The sequence below is a fragment of the Sphingomonas sp. LM7 genome (assembly GCF_002002925.1).
Lineage (GTDB): Bacteria > Pseudomonadota > Alphaproteobacteria > Sphingomonadales > Sphingomonadaceae > Sphingomonas.
Genome location: NZ_CP019511.1, coordinates 1922786 through 1941104, shown reverse-complemented (window position 1 = coordinate 1941104; position 18319 = coordinate 1922786). Strand labels below are relative to the sequence as shown.

General features: G+C 67.5%; 1 protein-coding gene. It reads left to right on the top strand.

Annotated features, from left to right (window positions below; all coding sequences use genetic code 11):
* The first annotated feature begins 124 nt into the window (after positions 1–124).
* Positions 125–18244: a right-handed parallel beta-helix repeat-containing protein gene (locus tag BXU08_RS08600; protein ID WP_077509684.1), complete on the top strand. Its 18120-nt coding sequence runs from the start codon at positions 125–127 to the stop codon at positions 18242–18244.
* Positions 18245–18319: the final 75 nt, after the last annotated feature.

Here is an 18319-nt window from a genome sequence, read left to right as displayed (position 1 = left end):
GTGCTAGTCGTCAACGCCGGTGTCGCCCGAGCGATCGACAATATCCGCATCAGACGGATGTACGAACGCGCATGCATGATGGGAGCGCCGGTGGCTATTGCGACTGGCGAACGGGGGATATTCGATGCGTAAGTCCAGCAAGGCACGCCTGTTTTCGACGTGCCTGACCGGAGCCGTCCTCGTCGCGGCGTCGCCCGCATGGGGACAGACCAGCGGTGCCCCCACCTGGAAGCCCCGCGCCGAAGTCGATGCCCAGGCGGGCAAGGATATCGGCATCTCGACCTCCTTGTTCGCGCCGATCGCGCAGAATGATTCGGGGCTCGTCTATGTCGACGGGCGCATCGGATACGACCAGCGCTTCGACCGCAACGGCTCGGCCACGGTCGGCGCGCGCTTCCGCACCAGCGAGGACACGGCGATCGGCGTCAATGTCGGCGCCGATTTCTATCGTTCGGACATCGGATCGCGCGATCAGGCGGCGGTATCGATGGGGCTCGAGGGATTCAGCTCGGTCTTCGACGTGCGCGTCAATTATCGCCTGCCGCTCAGCAAGAAGCAGACGATCGGCTATATCGATCCGGCTGCCGCCGGATCGGCCGCGCTGCTGCTGGAGAACAACCGGCTGATCGAGCGCTATAGCGGCTTCCGGCTGGAGGCGATTCCGCTCCAGGGCTTCAACGGCGAGGCGGGCGTGCGCCTGCCGGTCGGCAGCAATGCCAGCATCCGCGGTTCGGTCGGCGGGTTCGATTATTGGGATAAGGATGCCGACGCGAACTATCGCGGCGTTCGCGCCGGCCTCGAAATGGACATCGAGGACAAGAACAGCGGCGCGCGCTTCACCTTTGGCGGCACGTTCGAGCATGACAAGCGCTTCGGCTCCGATGCACGCGCGACGGTGCGGCTGTCGGTTCCGTTCGGCGGGCGCGCGAACGATCGCGGTGCCGTGCCCACCGGGCTCGACCGGCAGATGGGCGACCGGGTACGCCGCGATTATGTCGCGCGCTCGGGCAGCCGCTATACCGACCTGACCACCAGCCGCTTCGCCGTCGATGCGCGCACCGGCAACCAGTTCGGCGGTTTCTATTACGCCAATGGTGCGGGCGTCACCGGCGCGGCGGGCACGCTGGCGAGCCCGACGACGATCGCCGATGCTGTGACGCGCGCGGGCGCCAATGGCGTCGTCGTGGCGCTCGGCAACGCCGGGACGATCAACACGGCCGGCGTGACGCTTGCTGCCAACCAGTATCTGGTCGGCGGCGCTAGCACCGTCGATGTGCGCCTGATCGGCGGCAACACCGTGTCCTATGGGCTGGGCGGCACCAACGGCATCGTCGTCGGCACCAGCGCCGCGGGCGCGGCAGTGGCGCTGGGCCAGGGCTCGGTGGTCCGCGACGTGACGATCCGCGGCGCGGGCGTCGGCATCGCCGCGACTGGCGTCGGCGGCTTCGCGATCGAGCGGACGATCGTCGAGAATACCGGCGGCGCGGGCATCTCGCTGACCAATACGCTCGGCACGGTGGCGCTGACCGGGCTCACCGTACGCGGCGGCGCGGGCGCGGGCGTTCTGGTCACCGGCGGCAGCAATGTCTCGCTCGCCAATTCGACGATCTCGGGCGGCGCGGGTGCCGTCGACATCAACGACGGCGGCGCCAACCTCAGCACCTCGCTGTCGAACCTGATCCTGTCGGCGACCGGCGGCAACGTCCTCGACATCGACGGATCGGGCGCAGGCACCGTCACCGTCACCGGGCTATCCGGGATCACCGTGCGCGGCGGCACCGGCGAGACCGGCGGCGTCAGCGTCCGCTCGGCGACGTTCGATGCGAACACCACCACGGCGGGCGTACAGGTCGTCAACGCCGGCCGGATGGAAGTCGGCACCAGCGGCGCGCGCGTGAACGGGCAGGGCGTGTTCCTCACCGACGTCACCGGCAGCCTGAGCTTCGCCGATCTCGACATCGCCAATAGCGGCGCCACCGGGCTCCGTGTCGTCAATTCGAAGGTCAACAGCTTCACGCTGGCGACGCTGGACGGGACGATCGACACCGTCGGCGGCACCGCGGCGGACCTCGATCCGCTGGTGATCAACCTCAATTTCGCCGGCATCAGCTCGGTTGGCGCGGCCGGGCCGGGCGTGATCCTGGATACTGTCGAAGGCGGCGGGACCGGCGGCAACGCACTTACCATCGGCACGCTGACGGTTTCGAACAGCGGCGGCGAGGGCCTGGTCATCCTCAATTCGACCGGGCTTGTCCGCGTCAATGGCGGCACGGTTTCGGGCAGCGGCGGCAGTTCGGTACGCATCGGCGAACAGGGCGTCGCGGGCAGCGGCGGCAGCGTCAATCTGGTATTCGGCGCGTCGATCACCGATCCGACCGGCGCCTTGCCGATCGTGGCGATCTTCAGCACCGGTGGGACAATCGGCTTCACCGGGCCGATCAGCGGCAGCGGCGGGATCGTCGTACAGGATACGCTGGCGGGCTCGACGGTCAGCTTCGGCGCGATCACGCTCACCGGCACCATCGGCGATGCGATTTCGCTCAACAACCTTGCCGGCGCGACCAGTTTCGCCGGGCTGCTGACGATCGCCAATCCGGGCGCCAACGGCATCGTGATCGGCAGCGTGCCGGGCGGGGTGACCTTCGCCAATGTCGACATCACCGGGCTGGGCGACTTCACCGGGCTCGACGTGCGCAACACCCAGGGCACGGTGCTGTTCACGACGCTCGACATCACCGGCACCGGCCTCGGCACGGGCATCGACGTCACCGGATCGACCAATAGCGGCAACGTCATCATCCTGACCGGCAGCGTGATCCAGAACGTCGATATCGGTGTCGATCTCACAGATGCCGCGATGACCGGCCAGTTCCGCTTTGGCGACGGCGACGGCGGCACGATGAACAGCCGCATCACGGCGAATACCCCGATCATCATCGCGGGGATGAATGCCGGCCAGGGCAGCTATAATTTCGCCGACGTGATGCTGCAGGGCGACATCACCAACATCACCGGCGCGGGCGTCAGCGCCTATTATGCGCAGGTCGGCGCAGTCGGCACGGGCACGCGCGACGATCCCGGCAGCCTTGCCGGTGCCGAGGCATCGGGCGCCGAATATATCGTGCTGCTCAACGATTCCACCGGTGGGCAGGATGTGTTCGACGCGGCGAGCGCGGGCGGATCGTTCGATCTCGCGGCCGGCCAGTCGCTGATCAGCTTCCTCGCGCAGGACTTCTTCGCGACCGGCGGCGGCAACATGCCCGCCAACCTGATCCTGACCGGCGTGGGCCCTGCCGGAATCAGCAATCCCTATGCGGGGTCGGGCGGCGCAGTGCTCACCACCAGCCTCGCGGGTTCGGCGACGGTCAATCTGGCGAGCAACAGCACGATCGACGGGCTGGTGATCCGCAACGCCGCGGGCGATGTCGGGGTCGAGGGCAGTGGCGTCGGCAATGTCCGCATCCTCAATTCGGACATCGCCGGGGCGACCGGCGCGATCGCGATCAGCGACGGCGGCGCAGCGAGTTCGGTTCAGCTGACCAATCTCGACCTGGCGTCGAGCGCGGGCGTGACGCTTGCGCTGAGCGGCACGGGAGCGGGGACGCTGAGCGTCTCGGCCGCCGACGTCGATATTGCCGCTACCGGCGCCAGCGCGGCGCTGTCGCTCACCGATGTCGCATCGTCCGGGATCAGCTTCGGCACGGTAACCGCCGGCACGTCGGCGACCAGTGCGGTTTCGATCCAGAACGTCACCGGCGCCGGCGTCGCGATCGGCAGCATCGCGGTCGCGGGAACGACGGCGGGCGAAGGCGTGTCGATCGGCGATACCAGCAGCGCGATTACGATCCAGTCGATCAGCGTGGCGGGCAGCAACGGCGACGCGGTCCAACTCACCGACAATAGCGGTGCGATCAGCATCGGCACGATCAGTGCGAACGCCAGCGGCGACGGCGTCGCGCTCACCCGCAACGGCGCGGTCTCGATCGGCGGCCTGGTGGTTACCGGCGCCAATGCGGGGCTGGCGATCGCAGACAGCCTGGGCGACGTCACGATCGGCGATGCGGCGATCAGCGGCACCGGCATCGGCGTAGTCATCGACGGCGTCAGCACGGGCACCAGCGTGTCGATCGGCGACCTGAGCATCAACGGCGTTTCGGCGGAGGGGATCTCGCTCGGTCGCGTCGATGGCAGCGTGACCTTCACCGGAACGACCGACATCGCGGGCGTCGGCACTTCCGGCATCCTGCTCGGCGCGGGCAGCACCGGTGCGATCAGCTTCGCCGACGTCAACATCACCGGCCTTGCCGCCGGCACCACCGGCGTCCTGGCGCGCGATGCTTCGGGCACGATCAGCTTCAACACGCTCGACATCGCCGGCAGCTCGACCACAGGCACGCGCGGCATCGACCTGACCGGCGCGACCTTCGCGACCGACTTCACCACCACCGAGAGCAGCAGCATCACCGGCGTCGGCGTCGGCGTCGATCTGACCAACGCCGCGATCACCGGCAATTTCCGCTTCGGTGACGGGTCGAACACCGATGCCGACGGCGCGGCGTCTTCGATCAACGCCGTCACGCCGATCGTCATCACCGGGATCAACGTCGGCACCGGCAGCTATAATTTCCTCGACGTGGCGCTCACCGGCGACACCAGCTCGCTGACTTCCTCGGCGACGCTCTATTTCGTCAAGGCCGGGGCGACCGGGGTCGGCACGATCGCCGATCCGGGCAGCCTGGCGGGCGCCGAGGCGTCGTCCGCGGACACGATCGTGTTGCTCAACGATTCCGCCGGCGGGCAAGACGTCATCGACGCGGCGGGGGCGGGGGGCTCGTTCGACCTCGCAGCCGGGCGCACGCTGCTCAGCTTCCTCAACGGCGATACGCTGATGCTGCCGGGCGGCGCGCCGGCGAACCTGCTGCTCTTCGGCGTGCCTTCGGGCCAGATCGGCAATCCGTTCGCCGGATCGGGCGCGCCGGTCTTGACGACCACCACCGCCGGCATGAGCACGCTGGTGCTCGGCGGCGGCAACGTTCTCGACGGGCTGGTCATCCGGAACAGCGGCAACGGCGCGGGCGTCAGCGGCGTCGGTGTCGCCAATATCATCATCCGCAACAGCGCGATCTCGGGACCGGGCGGCGCGATCACGCTCGCCGATGGCGGCGCCACTGCCAATGTCGCGCTCAGCAATCTGGTGCTCTCGTCGAGCAGCGGCACCGTCGCGACGTTCGACGGCACCGGCGGCGGCACGCTCACGGTTACTGCGCTGAGCGGCATCACGGTCCAGGGCGGCAATGGCGAGACCGGCGGGCTGTATTTCGATCACGCGCTGTTCGATTCCGACCTGGCGACCGCAGGCGCGCAGGCAGTGACTGGAACGTTGGCGATCGGCACGACCGGCGCGCGCGTCAACGGCATCGGCCTGGCGCTCAACGCGACCAATGGCAGCCTCGATTTCACCAGCCTCGACGTGGCGAACACGGCCGGCGTCGGCGTCCTGCTCAGCGGCAACGGCGCCTTCTCGGCTATCGTGCGCTCGGGCTCGATCGACACGACGGGGGACGACGCGCTGGTCGCCCAGAATTCGGCGCTCGCGCTTGTGTTCAACAGCGTAACCGCCACCGGCGGGGGCATCACCATGCTCGGCAACACCGCCCTCGCGCCGGTGGCGCCGGTGCTGAATGTCGGCGCGCTCGACCTGACCAACGGCGGACTTAGCCTAGATGGCAGTGGCGACTATGTGTTCGCCAACGCATCGATCACCCATAATGTCGGGGCGGCAGTGCTGCTCGGCGGCGCGGTCAATCTCGATTATGCCGGCGACATCACCAGCAATGCCGGCGCCAGCGCCACCGTGGCGACGCTCTCGCACAGCGGAATCGCCGGCTTCCGCGACGGCACGATCGACGTGTTGGGCGGCGACGGCCTGCAGTTCATCGATGCCGACGGCAATTACACCTTCAACGGCACCACCACGCTGCACGGCGGCAATGCCGGCATCAACATCGCGTCCGGATCCTCGGGCACGTTCATCTTCGGCACCGGGACCAGCGTCACCGACGGCGCGATCGCCAATTTCGTCCTGCAGAATTCGAACGCCAGCGTCGCCTATTTCGGCAGCCTCACCCAGGGCCTGAATTCCGACAATTTCGTCGTCAGCGGCCAGACCGGCGGCATGCTCGACTTCAGCCAGGCGACGATCAGCGCAAGTGCGGGCAGCGGACTGCTGTTCATCGACGCCGACGGCACGGTCACGCTCGGCGACGTGGCGCTCTCGGGCGGCGCGGGCGTCGCGATCACCTCGGGCTCCAGCGGGACGCTGAGCTTCGGCAATGTCGACATCACCGGGCTCGGCGCCAACCGCACTGCAGTCGACCTGACTGGCGCGACCGGCAACGTCACCTTCCAGACGCTCGACATCGCCGGCATTTCGGTGACCGGCACCAAGGGCATCGACCTCACCGGATCGACCACCGCGGCGAACATCATCGTCACGGAGAGCAGCAGCATCACCGGCGTCGATATCGGCGTCGATCTCACCAATGCCGCGATCACCGGCACCTTCCGCTACGGCGACGGATCGAACACCGATGCAGACGGCGCAGCATCGTCGATCAATGCGGTCACGCCGATCGCCATCACCGGGCTGAACGGCGCCGTCGGCACGTATAATTTCGCCGATGTCGCGCTCACCGGAAACCTCACTGCGCTCCAGAGCAACAAAACGATGTTCTGGGTCCAGGCCGGCGCGACCGGCGCGGGCACGCGCAGCGATCCGGGCAGCTTGTCGGCAGCAGAAGCGTCGGGCGCGCAGGTCATCATCCTGCTCGATACGCAGGCCGGTGCCGCACAGGACGTGATCGATGCCGCATCGGCGGGTGGCAGCCTCGACCTGATCGCCAACCAGAGCCTGCTGGCCTTCCGCAACGGCGACACGCTGAATGTGGGCGGCGGCGCCCCGGCGAACCTGGTGCTGTTCGGGATTGCCGGCGGCACCGTGACCAATCCCTATGCGGGCTCGGGGGCGGCACTGCTGACCACCACCCAGGCGGGCGCCAACACCGTCACGCTCGCCTCGGGCGCGCTGATCGACGGCGTCCAGATCGGCAACCTCGACGCGCGGGGCGTGTACGGCGCCGGCGTCACGGGTGTCACCATCCGTAACAGCACGATCTTCGGCGACCTCCACGCAGTCGAGATCATCGACAATGGCGTCGCTTCCAATGTCGCGCTTAGCAACCTCGCTCTGTCGGGCGGCAACGTTGGCGGCCACGCGCTGTCGCTGATGGGCAATGGCGGCGGCCAGCTCACCGTCACCCAGCTAACCGGCATCACAGTCGCCGGCGGCAGCCTGACCGGGGGCGTATTCGGCCGGGACGTGATTTTCGACGCCGATCTGTCCACGGCCGGGATTCAGACGGTGACCGGCACGGTCGATATCGGCAGCGCAGCCAGTCGCGTCACGGGCTATGGCTTCGTGATGGAAGGTGCGACGGGCGCGCTCAGCCTCGCGACGACCATCTTCAACACGGGGTCGGCCGGCCTCTACGCCGATGGCGGTGCCGGCGGCTTCACTCTCGCCATCACCGGCGGAACCATCGACCGGATGAACGGCCTGAACAACGGCGCGATCGAGCTGTTCAACCTCTCGGCCGATATTCAACTGACCAGCGTCGATTATGTGGGCACCGATGTCGGCATATTGCTGGACAATGTGACCGGCGTCGGCACGGGCGGGCGGGCGCTTGATATCGGCACGCTGACGATCTCCGGCAATCCGGGTACCGGCATTCGCCTCCGCGGCGCCGCCACCGGCAATTTCAATTTCGGCAGCGGCTCGTCGATCACGATGTCCACGGGCACGGGAATCGAGCTGACCAACACCGGCGCGGGCAATTTCACTTATGCCGGCGACATTACCATTTCCGGAGCCGCCTCCGCGCTGGTAGATGTCAGCAACGGCAACATCACCGCCGCGACCTTCGGCGGGACGCTGAACGCAACGGGCGGCCGCGGGCTGCAGTTCGACAATGCCGACGGCACCTACAGCTTCACCGGCACCACTACGCTCAATGGCGGCGATGTTGGCATCAACATCGTCAACGGCTCGGCCGGCATCTTCAGCTTCGGCACGGGCACCTCGATCACCAGCCCGAGCGGTGCCGGGATCAACATCGCGGACTCGACTGCGGGGCTGACCTATAGCGGCGCCCTGACCTTCGCCACCGCCGGCCAGGCGGCGGTGAACGTCGTCAATCACACCGGCGGCACGCTGCTGTTCCAGACCGGCACGCTGAATATCACCAACGGCTCCGGGCTACAGTTCGACAATGCCGACGGCACCTACAATTTCACCGGCACCACCACGCTCAACGGCGGCGATGCCGGCCTCGACATCGTCAATGGTTCTGCCGGTGCCTTCACCTTCGGCACGGGCACCTCGATCACCAGCCCGAGCGGCACCGGGATCAGCATCGCCAATTCGACCGCGGGGATGACCTATAGCGGCGCCCTGACCTTCGCCACCGCGGGCCAGGCGGCGGTGAACGTCGTCAATCACACGGGCGGCACGCTGCTGTTCCAGACCGGCACGCTCAATGCTACCAACGGCACCGGGCTGCAGTTCGACAATGCCGACGGCACCTATAATTTCACCGGCACCACCACGCTCAACGGCGGCGATGCCGGCCTCGACATCGTCAATGGTTCTGCCGGTGCCTTCAGCTTCGGCACGGGCACCTCGATCACCAGCCCGAGCGGCACCGGGATCAATATCGACGGCTCGACGGCTTCGGTCACCTATTCGGGCAATCTGACCTATGCGACGGCGGCCCAGGCGGCGATCAACGTCGCCAATCACAGCGGCGGCACGATCACCTTCCAGACCGGCACGCTCGGCATCACCGGCGGCACCGGCGTTTCGCTGAACAACGCCGACGGCACCTACAATTTCAACGGCACAGCCTCGCTGGGCAGCGGCGCGCAGGGCGTGCGGATCACCACGGGGTCCACGGGCACGTTCGACTTCGGCTCGGGGACTAGCGTGAACGCCGCGTTGGGCGGCCTCGCCGTATCGAATTCGTCTGCGAACATCACGTACGCAGGTACGCTCACCGCCAGCGCCCCCGGCGCGGCCGCGGTGTTCAGCGCGACCACCGACCAGAGCATCGTCGATCTGACGACCGCCATTTTCAACGTCACCAACGGCGCGGGGATCGCCTTCGACGATGCCGACGGCACTTATGATTTCGGTACGGTCGCGCTTTCGGGCGGCGCACGCATCGCCGTGCTCAATGGTTCGTCGGGCGCGTTCACCTTCGGCGATGTCGACATCACTGGCCTCTCTGCCAATCTGACCGCAGTCAACCTGACCGGCGCCACCGGCGACGTCACCTTCAACACGCTCGACATCACCGGCGCCTCGGCGACCGGCACACGCGGCATCGATCTCACCGGCAACACCGGCACCGGCGACATCGTCGTCACCAACAGCAGCGCGATCACCGGCGTCGGCATCGGCGTCGACCTGACCAACGCCTCGCGCCCCGGGCTCTTCCAATATGGCGACGGCGAGAGCGCAGTCGACGTCGCGTCGACGATCAACGCCACGACTCCGCTCGTCATTACCGGTCTTAATGCCGGGACGGGCACGTATAATTTCGCTGATGTGGCCCTGGTGGGCGACACCAGCGGGCTCGCCACCTCGGCGACGGTCTATTACGTTCTGGCCGGCGCCACCGGTGCGGGCACGCTCGGCGATCCGGGCAGCCTGGCAAGTGCCGAAGCGGCGACGGCGGACTTCATCATCCTGCTCAACAACCCCACTGGCGGCCAGGACGTGATCGACGCGCTGGGCTCCAACGGCGACGACACGCTGCTGCTCGACATCAACCAGGCGCTGCGCAGCTTCCGCGACGGCGACACGATTGCGCTGCCCGGCGGCGCACCCGTCAACATCATCCTGACCGGCGTGACCACCGGATCGGTGACCAATCCCTATGCGGGTTCGGGCGCGCCGACCCTGACCACCACCGGTGCCGCCAACACCGTCACCCTCGCCAACGGCAGCAGCATCAACGGCGTGCTGGTGCAGAGCGCGGTGGGCAATTCGGCGGTGTTCGGCTCCGGGGTTTCCGGCGTCACGCTTTCGAACGCGACGCTCTTCGGTCCGGGCGGCGGGCTCAGGCTGAACGACGGTGGCGTGGCGGCTTCCGCGACGCTGACCAATCTCAGCACTTCGTCTTCCGGCAACGGTATAGCGTTCTGGCTGGCAGGAGACGGCGCCGGCACTATGACGGTGACTGGGTCGGGCAACAACGTGTCGCACAGCGGCGCGGGCGCGTTGCTCAACCTCACCGACATCGCCGTCGGCGGCGCTGGCCTGGCCTTCGGCACGGTTACGGCGACTGCAGCGGGCGGTGGTGTCGAGCTCGGCTCGATCGCCGGCGCAGGCACGCTGTCGTTCACCGGCATCACGGTCGCCGGGGCGGCCGGATCGGCCGTCGCGCTCCATGATTCGAGCGCCACGGTGAACCTCGGCAACGTCACGGTGTCGGGCGCGCTCGGCACCGGTATCGCGCTGACCGCCAACAGCGGTGCCACCACTATCGGCACCGTCAACATCGGCAGCAGCGCCACGGGTATCGCGGCCACCGGGCTCACCGGCACGCTGACTGTCGGCGACACCGCGATCGACGGCGCCACCACCGCAGGAATCCTGTTCGGCACCGGCAATACCGGCACGATCGGTTTCGGCAATGTCAGCATCACCGGCGTGCCTGCCAACGCCCGCGGCGTCGATGCGCGCAACATCGGCGCGGGCGATGTCACCTTCGAAACGCTCGACGTCACCGGCGCTTCGGCCACCGGCACGCGCGGCATCGACTTGACCGGCAACACCGGCACCGGCGACTTCATCGTCACCAACAGCAGCACGATCACCGGCGTCGGCATCGGCGTCGACCTGACCAATGCGTCGCGCTCCGGCAACTTCCAGTATGGCGACGGCGAGAATGCGATCAACGTCCTCTCGACGATCAATGCCACCACGCCGATCGTCATCGCCGGCCTGAACGGCGCGATCGGCGACTACAACTTCCTCGACGTCAATCTGGTCGGCGATACCAGCCCGCTCGAAGTGAGCGCGTTCTTCGTCCGCGCCGGCGCCACCGGTGTCGGCAGCCGGCTCGATCCGGGCAGCCTCGCCGCCGCCGACGCTTCGAGCGCGAGCTTCATCGTCCTGCTCGACACCCAGGCGGGGGCGGGCAGCTTCGACACGATCTCGGGCGCGATCACCCTGGCCGATGGCCAGTCGCTGATCAGCTTCCGCAATACCGACACGCTTAACGTCGGCGGCGGTGCGCCCGCCAATGTTCGCGTCACCGGGATCACCACCGGCGTCATCAGCAATCCCAATGCCGGCTCGGGCGCGCCGCTGCTGACCTCCACCGATGCGCTCGGCACGATCCAGCTTGGCGGCACCAGCACGATCGACGGCATCGTCGTCTCGAATACCGGCACCGGCGCGGGGATCTACGCCAACGCCACCGCGGGGACCGCGACGATCCGCAACAGCAGCATCTCGGGCGGCGGCGCGGGCATCGACATCCGCTCGGGCGCCGCGGCGCGCATCGTCAATCTCCAGAACCTGACGCTGCGCAACGTCGGCAACAATGCCGGTGCGCTGCTAACGCTCAACGGCACCGGCGGCACGCTGACCCTAACCGGCATGTCGAACTTCGCCATCGACACCAGCGGCGGCGAGACCGCGGGCCTGATCTTCAACACCGTCACCTTCGACAGCGATCTCGCCACCGCGGGCATCCAGGCAGTCAATGCCGGCGCATTCACCATCGGCACCAGCGGCGCACGCGTCCAGGGCGGCGGCCTCAGCCTGACCAACGTCTCGGGCGCGCTGACTTTCACCGATATCGACATCGCCAACAATGGCGGCACCGGGCTGCTGGTGGCGAACTCGAAGGCGAACAACTTCCTGCTGACCACGCTCGACGGCAGCGTCGACACGACCAACGGCACCGCGGTCAACCTCGATCCGCTGGTCGTCAACATGACGTTGGCCGGCATCACCGCAAGCGGCGGCGCCTGGGGCGTGCTGCTCGATCAGGTCGAGGGCAGCTTCACGGTCAATGGCGCGGTCAACGTCACCGGCGCCACCACCGCCGGTATCGCGATCCAGGACAATACCGCGCAGGCCACGCCGCTCGCGGCCAACTTCAATGGTGCTGTGACCATCAACAACACGACCGGCGCGGGCCTGTCGCTGACCAATAACACCGGCGCGACGATCGTCTTTGCCGGCGGCGGCACCGGCGTCGATGTCGTCACCACCAGCGGCGCGGGCCTCGTCGCCTCGGGCGGCGGCACGATCAACTTCGCGGGCAGCGGCAATTCGATCCAGACCGCGACCGGCCAGGTGCTGGGCCTCGCCAACGTCACTGCGGCGGCGGGCGGCATCGCCTTCGGGTCACTGGCCAGCACCGGCACCGTCGCCGGAGCTACCGCAATCAACCTCGACAATCTCGACGGTGGCGCGTTCAGTGGCGGCACCGTCTCGATCGCCGGGACCAGCGGCGCGACCAGCGACGGCATCTTCATCGGCGGCGGATCGAACTCGACGATCAGCTTCGGCGCCACGACGATCTCAGCCACCGGCGACGAAGGCGTCGAGATCAACGGCGCGGGCAACGGCGCGGTGACCTTCTCGAGCGTCACGATCGACGACACCGCCGGCAACGGCGTGCTGATCGACGGCGCGACGGGATCGGTGACGATCAGCGCGGGTGCGATCGGCGGCACCAACGATCCCTCGGGCAACGGGGTCTTCGTCAACGGCGGGACCGGCAACGTCACGATCGATGCCGCGATCACCAAGACCAGCGGCAACGTCGCCCTCGCAATCGCCAACCGCACGGCGGGTACGCTGAGCTTCGGCGGCAACATCGCCGCGTCGGGAACGGGCCTGGGCGTCGGGATCGATGCCGTCACCGGCGGATCGGTGAGCGTGAGCGGGAATCTGACGCTCAGCGGCAACGAGAATTTGGTTCAGGTCCGCGATTCCGCCGCTGCGATCACCTTCTCGGGCGCCAGCAAGAGCGTCTCCGGGACTGCCCTCCAGGCCATCAACCTCACCAACAACACCGGCAGCACGATCGCTTTCACCGGCGGCGGGCTGGCCATCGGCGGCACCCCCGCGGTGGCGTTGAACGCGAGCGGCGGCGGCACACTGACCGTCACCGGCAGCGGCAACACGATCAACGGTCCCACCGCGCTGAACCTCAACGCGATCACCGTCGGTGCCGCCGGTCTCAATTTCGCCAGCGTGACGACCAACGCGCGTGCGACCGGGATCGCCCTGACCAATGTCGCCTCGAGCGGCGGCGGCGCGATCACCCTCGGCTCGGTCAACCTCCAGGGCATCACCAGCGCCGCGATCAGTGTCGACGGCACGCTCGGCGCCGCGCTGAACATCACCGATCTCGATATCGGGCTGAACAACGCCGCCGCGATCGGGCTCGACCTCAACGCCGCGACGCTCGCCGCCGGGATCACCGCCGGCGACTTCGACCTCACCAACGCCGCTGCAGCGGGCACCACGATCGGCGTCGATCTGCGCGGCACCACCGGCGGGCAGATCGTCCGGCTGGGCGATGCGACCGCGGGCGGGGCCTTCTCGACGATCGCCGGTGTCGCGACCGGCGTGTGGCTCGATGCCGGCACCAATGCGGCCTTCACCTATGGCGACGGCGAATTCGGCACCGACGGCACCTCGACGATATCGGCGGCGACCGCGATCAACGCCGCGGCGGCGCCCGCTGCCGGCACCTATGACTTCCGCGATGTCACCTTCGGCGCCAGCCCGGGCCTCGGCTTCGGCGTCGGCCGCACGTTGTTCATCGATTCGAATGGCGCGACCGGCGGTGGCAACGGATCGGGTGGCGATGGTGCCAATCCGATGACGCTCGCCGCGGCCGAGCTCGCGCTCACTGCCACCGACGTGATCGTGCTGGTCAACAATGGCGCCGCGATCAACGCCGCGGGTTCGAACGGCAACGACACGCTGGCGCTGCTCGCCGACACCCAGGTCCGCGGCTTCGGCCAGGGCCCGCTCGCGCTAACCTTGAGCGTGCCCGCGACGATCCTGTTGTCGAGCAACACGGTCAACATCGCCGATCCCACCGGCAACGGCGCGGCGACGCTCACTTCGGCGGCGGGCGCCAATGTCATCACGCTGGGCGCCAGCGGCAACCGCATCTCGGGCTTCATCCTCGACGGCGCGCCTGGCGGCGCGCTGCGCGGCATCGTCGACAATGGCGGCGCCACCGGCACGCTCATCAACCTCATGACGATCCGCAATTTCAACGCGGTAGGCGGCTATGGCATTGAGATCACGCCCTCGACCAACACGACGATCGATAGCGCCAGCCTCACCGGCAACACCAACGACATCTTCCTGAACGCCGCCGGCAGCACGATCAGCAACGTCACCGCCCTCGGTGCGACGGGCATTTCGATCACGCTCAACAACGCCACCGGCACGACGACGCTGACCAACGTCAACATCAGCGGCGCCGCCACCGGCCTGTCGTTCACCACGCCCGCCGGCACGATCAACGCCACCAATGTCGACATCGCCGGCGCCGGGACTTCGGCGCTTACCGTCAGCGGCGGCACTGCGAGCCTCAACTTCGACGCGGCGAGCTCGATCGTCCAGGCCGCGGGCGGCTTGGCGGTGAACTTCACCGGCAACCACACCACCGGCACCTTCGCCTATGCCGGGCTGGTCAACGCCAGCAGCGGCGCCGGCCTCCAGTTCAACAATGCCGACGGCACGTATACTTTCACCGGCACCACCACGCTCAACGGCGGCGATGCCGGGATCGACATCGTCAACGGCGCCACCGGCACCTTCGCGTTCGGCTCGGGCACCACGCTGACCCATAACGGCGCCGGCAATGCCTTCGTGCTGCAGAGCAGCGCCACTGTGACCTATGACGGCACGATCACCGACAATAACGGCTTCGCGGTAGAGATCGACGGGCACGACGCCGGCACCGCCACCTTCAACGGCGCGATCAGCAGCAGCATCGCCAATGCGAGCACCGTGGTCTCGGTGATCAACAGCAACGCCGGGACGATCGCCTTCAACGGCCAGATGAACATCGCCAGCACCGGCACGGTGGTCAGCCTGTCGGGCAATGACGGATCGACGGTCACCTTCAATGCCGGCGGCACCGGGCTCGACATCACCAGCACCACCGGCAGCGGCTTCGCGATGAGCGGCGGCGGCACGGTGAACGTGCTGGGCAGCGGCAATTCGATCGCCACGACCAGCGGCACGCTGCTCGACATCGCCAATACCGGCGCGACCACCGCGACGCTCAACCTGAACTTCGCCTCGGCGAGCAACACCGGCGGCACCAACGGCATCCTGGTCAACCGCACCGCGGGTACGCTCGCCGGCACCGTCGACATCGCCGGCGGCGCAATCACCGCGACCACCCGCGGCGTCTCGCTCACCGGCGATGCGCTCAACCTCACCTATGGCGGGACGATCACCACCAGCGGTGTCGCGGCACGCTCGGTCGAGGCGACCGGCCGCACCGGCGGCACCGCGACGCTTTCGGGCAACCTCACCGATACCAGCCTGGGCATCAACATCGCCAACAACACCGGCGGCGCGGTCACCTTCAGCGGCCAGAACGTCAGCCTCAGCACCGGCGCCAACGCCGCCGTGACGCTGGCCAACAATGGCGGCTCGACGGTCAATTTCGCATCCGCAGGAGGCGGCACCGGCTTCGATGTCGTCACCACCAGCGGCGCCGGCCTCAGTGCGACCGGCGGCGGCACGCTCACCATCACCGGCAGCGGCAACAGCATCCAGACCGCGACCGGCCAGATCCTCTCGCTCTCGGGCGTGAGCGCCGGTGCGGCGGGCATCACCTTCGGCAGCCTGCAGAGCACCGGCACCGTCACCGGCATCGCCGTCAACTTCAACAATTTCGACAGCGTCGGCGGCGGCGCGTTCAGCGGCGGCACCACCAGCATCGCCGCGACCACCGGCGGCGACGGGATATTCATCGGCAACGGCTCGAACGCCAATATCGGCTTCGGCGCGACGACGATCGGCACCACCGCGGGCACGATCGGCGGCGACGGGATCGAGGTCAACGGATCGGGCAACGGCGCGGTCACCTTCGCCAGCGTCGACATCGACGGCACCACCGCGCACGGAGTCAACGTCACCGGCGCCGCGGGCGCGACCGGCGCGGTCTCGATCAACGGCGGCACGATCGGCGCCACCGCGAGCAGCGCGGGCGACGGCGTCAACCTCACGGGCGGCGGCACCGGCGTCACCGTGGCGGCGGCGATCACCAAGACCAATGCCGGCAATATCGTCGAAGTGAGCAACCGTGCCGCCGGCACGGCGACTTTCTCGGGCAATCTTTCGGCGACCGGCGGCGTCGCCAACGGCATCCTGATCAACAACAACAGCGGCGGCACGATCACCTTCTCGGGTGCGACCAAGACGCTCACCACCGGCGCCAACAACGCGATTCAGTTCGACAACACCGGCCCCACCGGTGCGGCCGTCTCCTTCACCGGCGGCGGCCTGGTTGTCACCACTGCCGCCGGCCGCGGCATCACCGCGACGTCGACCACCGCGGGCGCAGGATCGCTGGCGATCACCGGCACCGGCAACAGCATCACCTCGGGCACCGGCATCGCGCTCAACCTCGTCAACACCAACATCGCCGCGGGCGGGGTCACCCTCCAGTCGGTATCGGCGAACGGCGCCGCGCGCGGCATCCTGCTTAACACCACGGGCGGGGCCGGGGGGCTGACGATCACTGGCACCGGCAGCACCGACGGCTCGGGCGGCACGATCATCAACACCACGCGCGGTGTCGAGTTGCTCAACACGTCGTTGGTCAGCATCAGCAACATGGCCCTGACCAACGCCAGCCTCACCGGTGAGGCGGCCGGCCAGGATCTCACGCTCGCCACGGCGAACGGCTCGCTCTATCTGAGCAACGTCGCCACGGCCGTGTTCAACAATGTCGACATCACCGGGACGATCGCCGACAACGGCATCACCGGCATCAACGTCAGCAATTTCCAGTTCAACAACGGCCTGATCGACAATGCCGGCGACGGTGCCAACGAAAGCGGCATCGAGTTCATCAACCTGTCGGGCACGTCGTCGCTGACCAATACCGAGATCCGCTTCTCGGAAACCAACAGCCTCGACATCGTCAACACCGACGTGAACCTCAACCTGACGCTCAACAACGTCATTTTCCGCGACACGCAGAGCAGCGCCACCAATGGCGAGGGCGGGCTCCAGTTCCGCAGCTTCAGTAACGCCGCGGGCGCACCGACGACCAACATCGACATCCTCGACAGCGATTTCCTGCGGCTGCGCACGCAGGCGATCCAGGTGATCGGCGAGGATGATTCGATCGTGAACATCGACATCACCAACAACGTCATCAACGTGGATACCGGGATTGGCACCGGCATCGACATCAACGGCAACGACACCGCCACGGTCAATTTCAACATCATCGGCAACCCGACGATCCGCGCGAGCGGCGGCGCGGCGATCAACATCAGCTCGTTCCTCAACGCCAATGTGATGGGGCGGATCACCAACAACGCCAACATCACCGTGTTCAGCCAGTCGGGCACCACGAACGCGTCGGGCAGCGGCATCCGTCTGCTCGCGCAGGAGAGTTCGCGCATCATCGTCGACGTCTCGGGCAACACTGTGAACATGGGCGCCTTCAACAACAGCGCCGCAGTCGACGTGATCGCCCGCGAGGGCAGCGCCCGGCTCGATCTGCGGCTGCTCAACAACGTGATCGATTCGACCGATACGAACACGCTTGCCGACATCAATATCCAGAGCGGCTCGTCGTCCGGCAGCAATATCGAGACCAATCAGATCTATGCGTATATCGCCAACAACAACCTCTCTGCCACCGCCGCACCCAATGTCCTGCGGTTGCGCGTCTCCGAGCTCGACAACACCCATGATCCGCGGATCTTCCTGCAGGGCTTCGTAGAAGGCGGCGCGGGGATCGAGGATGACGCGGTTGCCACCTGGAATGCGAACGGCAACACGCCGGGCGCAACCACCGGGAATATCGCCGTCAGCCTGACGGGCACGGCCACCGGGCCGAGTGCGGGCACCGCGGTGGCGCCGAGCAATCCGCTGCCCTGACGCTGATAAGGTTATGGGAAGCGCGGCGGTCCGGCCGCGCTTTCTACCTCTTGCGCAAACGCGGGGCGGACGACC

Coding starts and splice junctions, on each gene's coding strand:
- BXU08_RS08600 (WP_077509684.1), top strand. CDS start 125: ATGCGTAAGTCCAGCAAGGCACGCCTGTTTTCGACGTGCCTGACCGGA.